Annotated in this window: 5 protein-coding genes; all 5 read left to right on the forward strand. The window is 43.0% G+C overall.

What is annotated here, in order from left to right:
- Window positions 1–115 precede the first annotated feature (115 nt).
- The 5 genes from PN497_RS21080 to PN497_RS21100 all read left to right on the forward strand — a co-directional run bounded on the left by PN497_RS21080 (window position 116) and on the right by PN497_RS21100 (window position 5,841).
- The gene (locus PN497_RS21080) at window positions 116–1,117 is read left to right on the forward strand and encodes a Gfo/Idh/MocA family protein (RefSeq protein ID WP_096569887.1); all 1,002 of its coding nucleotides are present in this window, start codon (window positions 116–118) and stop codon (window positions 1,115–1,117) included.
- A 4-nt stretch (window positions 1,118–1,121) separates the two neighbouring features.
- A complete protein-coding gene (map, locus tag PN497_RS21085) occupies window positions 1,122–1,886 on the forward strand; it encodes a type I methionyl aminopeptidase (protein ID WP_096569885.1) in 765 nt (254 codons plus the stop codon).
- Window positions 1,887–2,000: 114 nt separating this feature from the next.
- Complete coding sequence (locus tag PN497_RS21090; protein WP_096569883.1) at window positions 2,001–2,720, forward strand: 2Fe-2S iron-sulfur cluster-binding protein; 720 nt, start codon at window positions 2,001–2,003, stop codon at window positions 2,718–2,720.
- On the forward strand, window positions 2,717–3,709 hold the full coding sequence (locus PN497_RS21095) for an FAD binding domain-containing protein (protein WP_096569881.1): 993 nt from the start codon (window positions 2,717–2,719) through the stop codon (window positions 3,707–3,709). Before PN497_RS21090 ends, PN497_RS21095 begins: the two co-directional genes overlap by 4 nt.
- A gap of 2 nt (window positions 3,710–3,711) precedes the next feature.
- Window positions 3,712–5,841 (forward strand): xanthine dehydrogenase family protein molybdopterin-binding subunit, encoded by a 2,130-nt coding sequence (locus PN497_RS21100; RefSeq protein WP_096569879.1) that lies wholly within the window; start codon window positions 3,712–3,714, stop codon window positions 5,839–5,841.
- Window positions 5,842–6,008: the final 167 nt, after the last annotated feature.

Below are 6,008 nucleotides of genomic sequence, written 5' to 3' on the forward strand. Positions count from 1 at the left end.
ACTGGGGACTGGGGACTGGGGACTGGGGACTGGGTAATCAATTTTATTTTTACCAATTACCAATTACCAATTACCAATTACCAATGTTAATGATTAATTAAATAGATGAAAATTTATGTATAATTTTGAGCCACCTTTAAATAAAATCATGCGAGTGGGTTTAGTTGGGACTGGGTATGCAGCAAAATTGAGGGCTGAGGCATTAAAGCAAGATCCGAGGACACAGTTAGTAGCGATCGCTGGCCATACTCTTGAAAAAACAGCAGCTTTGGCTCAGGAATATCAAACAGAGGTGATAAATTCTTGGCAAGAGTTAGTCAACAGGGAAGATTTAGATTTAGTGGTCATTTCCACGATTAATCAGGATCATGGTAAAATAACTCAAGCTGCCCTGACAAAAGGCAAACACGTAATTGTCGAGTATCCTCTGTCTCTGGATGTCAAGGAAGCAGAAGCACTGATCGCCTTAGCAAAAGCAAAAAATAAACTGCTGCACGTTGAACACATTGAACTTTTAGGCGGTTGGCATCAAGCTTTAAAACAACATTTAGAGCAGGTGGGTTCTTTGTTTTATGTTCGTCAAAGTACCGTTAAACCTGAAAACCCTGCACCCCGCAAGTGGACTTATAACCATGAACAATTTGGGTTTCCTTTAATGGGGGCGTTATCTCGCTTACATCGTCTAACTGACTTGTTTGGTGAGGTGTTCTCTGTTAACTGTCATCAGCGATATTGGGAAACAGAAACCAACTATTATCAAAGCTGTATCTGTGTAGCGCAGTTGTGCTTTAGTAATGGTTTGTTAGCGCAAGTGATTTATGGTAAAGGTGAAACCATCTGGCAGTCAGAACGCAAGTTTGAAATTCACGGTGAAAAAGGCGGTTTAATCCTCGATGGTAACACAGGAATTTTCGTACAGCCAGAAAAAACAACATTGATAGATATGGGTACTCGTCGGGGATTATTTGCTAAAGATACGACAATGGCATTAGACCATCTTTTTTATGGTAAGCCTTTGTATGTCACCCCAGAACAAAGTTTGTATACTTTAAAAGTGGCAGATGCTACTCGTAAAGCCGCCCAAACAGGTTTAACTATATTTCTAACAAAAGACTAGATAGATGAGAACTGAACAAATTGTTATTTTATCCCAAAGAGAAATAGAAAAAATGCGTCGGGCTGGACGTTTAGCAGCAAAACTGTTACAGCATCTAGAACCGATGGTTAAACCAGGGGTAAGTACCCAGCAACTCAATGATGAAGCAGAAAGATGGACACAAGCACAGGGAGCTAAAAGCGCACCTCTAGGTTATAAAGGTTTTCCTAAGTCAATTTGTACCAGTGTAAATGAAGTTATTTGTCATGGTATTCCCCATGCTAGACAAATTCTCAAAGAAGGGGACATTATTAATATTGATGTGACACCTATCGTTGATGGTTATCATGGCGATACATCTAAGACATTTATCGTTGGTAATACTAGACCCAAAGCGCAGAAATTGGTAGAAGTAACAGAAAAATGTCTTTATTTGGGTATTGCGGAAGTAAAACCAGGGGCGAAAATAGGTGATATTGGTGCGGCTATTCAAGAGTATGCTGAAGCTGAGGGTTTTTCCGTAGTGCGGGAGTTTGTGGGACATGGTATCAGTAATATTTTCCACACAGCACCGGATATCCCCCATTTTGGCACAAGGGGTAAAGGTAAACGGTTAAGACCGGGAATGGTGTTTACCATTGAACCGATGATCAATGAAGGTACTCAGGAAATGGAAATGTTAGCTGATGGTTGGACTGCGGTAACACGCGATCGCAAATTTTCAGCACAGTTTGAGCATACCATTGCTGTGACAGAAGATGGAGTAGAAATACTGACTCTACCAGAATAGGGAACAGGGAACAGGGAACAGGGAACAGGGAACAGGGAACAGAGTTAAAAATCTCGTAGTGTATGAATTTCACGAACAGTTTTGTATCTCATTCAACTGCATACCGTTATAATCATGGAAAAACCTCAGCATCAACCTGGAAAAACCTCCCGTCGTGGTTTTTTGGGCAAGGCATTAACAACAGCTGGTACAGTCATAGCTGCACCTGCAATACTCAACCAGACTAATGTAGCTAAAGAGACTACCCAAGCAAGCACAGGTGAAATGAATATCACACTCAAAATCAATGGAAAGGCAGAATCTTTAACCATTGAACCCCGTGTTACCCTCCTGGATACTCTCCGGGAAAATATGGGATTGGTAGGTAGTAAAAAAGGCTGTGATCATGGACAGTGTGGAGCTTGTACAGTTCTTATAGATGGACAACGAGTTTATTCTTGTTTGTCTTTGGCAGTGATGCAGGAAGGAAAGGAAATAGTCACCATAGAAGGACTAGGAAAGGGTGATACTCTCCATCCCATGCAAACAGCTTTTATTGAAAATGACGGTTTTCAATGTGGTTACTGCACCCCAGGACAAATTTGCGCCTCTGTGGCTCTTGTGGAAGAAGTAAAACGCGGTTGTGGAAGTGCTGTTACGGCTGATTTAAACAAACCACCGCAATTAGCAGAACTTTCAGAAGCGGAAATCAAAGAAAGATTAAGTGGTAATCTTTGTCGGTGTAGTGCTTACAACGGCATTGTCGCCGCAGTACAACAGGTAACAGGACAAAAACCCCCCTCTCCCAACGCCCATATTATGGTCAGTGAATCTCAGGAGGTGCAAGCATCATGAATAACTTTACCTATACTCGCGCTACCTCTGTAAAAGATGCCGTTCAACGAGCAACAAGTGATAAAAATTCCCTGTTTATTGGTGGGGGAACAAATGTAGTTGATCGCCTCAAAGCCTTTCTAGATGAACCATCCCAACTGATAGACATTTCTCGCTTGCAGATGCAAAGTATAGAAAGGATGACTAATGGTTGGCGGGTGGGAGCTTTGGTAACAAATACAGCATTAGCTGATCATCCGGAAATTCGCCGCAATTATCCTTTTTTATCCAGAGCAATTCTTTCTGGTGCATCGCAACAAATCCGCAACGTGGCTACTGTGGGGGGTAATCTTTTACAAAGAACTCGCTGTTCTTATTATTACGATACTGCTTTTGCTTGTAATAAACGTGAACCGGGAAGCGGTTGTCCAGCAGCAACGGGGATAAACCGGATGCACGCTATTCTCGGTGCAAGTGAAGAATGTGTAGCTGTGCATCCTTCAGATATGTGTGTAGCTTTGGCCGCTTTAGATGCGGTGGTGGAAGTGGAAGGACCCAAAGGTAAACGACAAATACCTTTTGTGAATTTTCATCGTTTACCAGAAAACACACCCCAAAAAGATAGTAATTTAGAAGCGGGGGAATTAATCACCGCCATTATTTTACCGCCTTTATCCTGGGCGAAATCAGGAGTTTATTTAAAACTGCGCGATCGCACTTCCTACTCTTTTGCTTTAATATCAGTGGCAGCAGCTTTAGAAGTTGCGGGTGACAAAATAAAAGATGCCCGTTTAGCAATGGGTGGAGTCGCACATAAACCTTGGCGTGCTAACGAAGCAGAAAAGTTTTTAATCGGTAAACCTGCGGATATTACCACATTTACCCAAGCTGCAAATATAGCCTTACAAGGAGCAAAACCTTTAGCTCACAACGGTTACAAAATAGACATGACAAAACGGGCAATTCGTCGCGCCCTCATGGTTTCGGCTCAAGGTGGAGGTATAGTATAGTTATGAATAAGGTTATAGGAACAGGCATTAACCGCAAAGATGGACTAGCAAAGGTGACAGGTGCTGCAACCTACGCCGCAGAACATCAAATACCGAACTTAGTGCATGGTTATTTAGTCACTGCTAGTATTGCCAAAGGACGGATCAAAAATATTGATATCCAAGCAGCAGCAAAAGCAAAGGGTGTGATAGCGGTTTTTACCCATAAAAACGCCCCGCAAATTTCTAAACCTAGTAACAATTTTATCAATTCTAAAATTTACGAAGCTCGTCTACCCTTAGCAGATGAGCAAATTCATTACGCAGGACAAATAATAGGTTTGGTAGTAGCGGATACCTTTGAAAGAGCTAGAGACGCAGCCCATTTAGTCAAAGTTGAATATATCAAAGATACACCGAGTTTAGACCCGGAAAAAGTCTCCTTGAAAAATGCTCCTTCCATGTTTGGGGGAGAGATGAAATTGGAAAAAGGGAGCTTTGCTACTAGTAATTCTACAGACGCAATGACAGGTGCAGCAGCTAAAATTACAGCCACCTACAAAACTTCCACGGAACTGCACGCACCAATGGAACCTCATGCCATTATCGCCCAGTGGCAAAATTCCAACTCGCTAACTATTTATGAACCTAGTCAGTGGGTAGGGGGTAGTCAACGCACCTATTCAGAACTTTTCGGACTAGCACCGGAACAGGTAAGAATTATTACGCCTTTTTTGGGTGGTGGTTTTGGTTCTAAAGCTTTTCCTTGGCCGCATGGTATTCTTTGTGCAGCAGCAGCACGTAAATTGCAACGTCCGCTCAAAGTGGTTCTCAGCAGACGACAAATGACAGCAAATGCTGGACACCGTTCGCAAACCGAGCAAACAGTGAGTTTAGCTGCTAATGCTGATGGGAGTTTACAGGGCATTGAACATACAGCCAAATCTTTTACTTCTACGGTTGATGTTTTTACTGAACCTTGTACAAATATCACTCCTGTGATGTATGCTACTCCAAATTTGCGAACTCAGCAATTATTGGGAGTGTTAAATGTGGGGACACCGACTTTTATGCGTGCGCCCGGAGAAACCCCCGGTATGTATGCTTTAGAGTCGGCTATGGATGAGTTAGCTTGGGAATTGGGGATAGATCCAGTAGAATTACGGTTAAGGAATGAAACTAAAGAACATCAAAGTCGGGGTTTACCTTTCTCTGCTAAACATTTTGCCGAATGTTTGCGAGTGGGTGCAGAAAAGTTTGGTTGGCAAAATAGACCGAAAAAAGTGCGATCGCTCAACCGTGATGGTAAATTGATAGGCTGGGGTATGGCTGCTGCAACTTTTCCGGGTTTACAAAGTACAGCAACGGTAAAAGTCAGGCTTTTAGCTGATGGTACTGCCCATGTTCTCACCAGTGGTAATGATATGGGTACTGGTGCATATACCATTGTGGCGGGTACGGCGGCTGAGTTTTTGGGGCTACCGGTGGAAAAAGTTAAGGTAGAATTAGGTGACTCGTTGTTTCCTAATGGTGGTATTGCTGGTGGTTCGCAAATGACGGCAAATTTGATACCGGCGGTGATGACAGCTTGTGAGGAAGTGCTGAAAACTGCCCAAGCTAAAAATGCCCAGGAAGCGTTTGCAAGTCTGCGTCAGTCTCAACGGGCTGCTTTTGAAGCTACGGGTACTTCTGCTGGTAGTGAAGCGGCTAATAAATGGGCTTTTCAGTCTTGGGGCGCTCATTTTTGTGAGGTGAGTGTGGATGAGGAGATCGGGCGTTTACAGGTGACGCGCTGGGTGTCGGTGATGAATATCGGACAGGTGATGAATGCTAAAACTGCCGCTTCTCAGATCCGTGGGGGTGTGATCATGGGTATTGGTCATGCTTTAATGGAGGAGTGCTTGTTTGATCCGAATATCGGTTATCCGGTGGTTTATGATCTGGCTACTTATCATTATCCCACCCATGCAGATATTCCCAGAATTGATGTAACTTTTGTGGGTGAACCTGATTTGAATTTTAACCGGGCTGGGGTGCGCGGTGTGGGGGAAATTGGTATTACTGGTGTTTCTGCGGCTATTTGTAATGCTGTTTATCATGCTACGGGTAAGCGGTTAAGGGAGTTACCAATTACACCGGATAAGTTGATTTAGTGCTGTTTGCGTGGGAAATATTTTTTCTGCTATATAAAACCTAGACAAAACTAGACTTTACTTTCTACTTCAACGGGAGCATGGGAGCAGTTATCCCTCGGTAGACTTTCACGCTTTAGCCAAACGCGATAAATTAATTGCAGCGTTTAGATCCCTATCTATCTCAA

It is taken from the genome of Sphaerospermopsis kisseleviana CS-549, assembly GCF_028329225.1.
GTDB classification, from domain to species: Bacteria; Cyanobacteriota; Cyanobacteriia; order Cyanobacteriales; family Nostocaceae; genus Sphaerospermopsis; species Sphaerospermopsis kisseleviana.

Coding starts and splice junctions, on each gene's coding strand:
- map (WP_096569885.1), top strand. CDS start 1,122: ATGAGAACTGAACAAATTGTTATTTTATCCCAAAGAGAAATAGAAAAA.
- PN497_RS21090 (WP_096569883.1), top strand. CDS start 2,001: ATGGAAAAACCTCAGCATCAACCTGGAAAAACCTCCCGTCGTGGTTTT.
- PN497_RS21080 (WP_096569887.1), top strand. CDS start 116: ATGTATAATTTTGAGCCACCTTTAAATAAAATCATGCGAGTGGGTTTA.
- PN497_RS21100 (WP_096569879.1), top strand. CDS start 3,712: ATGAATAAGGTTATAGGAACAGGCATTAACCGCAAAGATGGACTAGCA.
- PN497_RS21095 (WP_096569881.1), top strand. CDS start 2,717: ATGAATAACTTTACCTATACTCGCGCTACCTCTGTAAAAGATGCCGTT.